Genomic DNA, 290 nt, shown 5'->3' on the forward strand with positions numbered 1-290 from the left:
GCGCGACCGGAGATGTGGTAGCTGTCTTCATGGTGCTGCTCTCCGTTTGGATTGGACACCCCGAGCCTACGGCTCAGGGAGAGCAACGCCACCCCTCACCCCACAAAGTTCAACATCGGGCGGGACATTCCCGGTTTTGCAGGAGTATGGTTCAAGCGTTAAGCGATTGATCCGGGGGATCAATCGTAGCGCAGAACGGAGCGAAGGTCTCGGAGCTGTGCCGCAAGCATGGCATGTCGGACAAGACGCTTTACAAGTGGAAGAGCAAGTATGGCGGGCTTCAGGTTTCA

At 57.2% G+C, this 290-nt stretch carries 1 protein-coding gene; it reads left to right on the forward strand.

Annotation, left to right across the window (positions count from 1 at the left end):
• Window positions 1-182: 182 nt before the first annotated feature.
• A partial coding sequence (locus tag KY389_RS15135) for a transposase (protein WP_219831796.1) occupies window positions 183-290 on the forward strand: 108 nt, incomplete at its 3' end.

Origin of the sequence: Paracoccus bogoriensis (assembly GCF_019431455.1) — a bacterium.
Classification (GTDB): Bacteria; Pseudomonadota; Alphaproteobacteria; order Rhodobacterales; family Rhodobacteraceae; genus Paracoccus; species Paracoccus bogoriensis.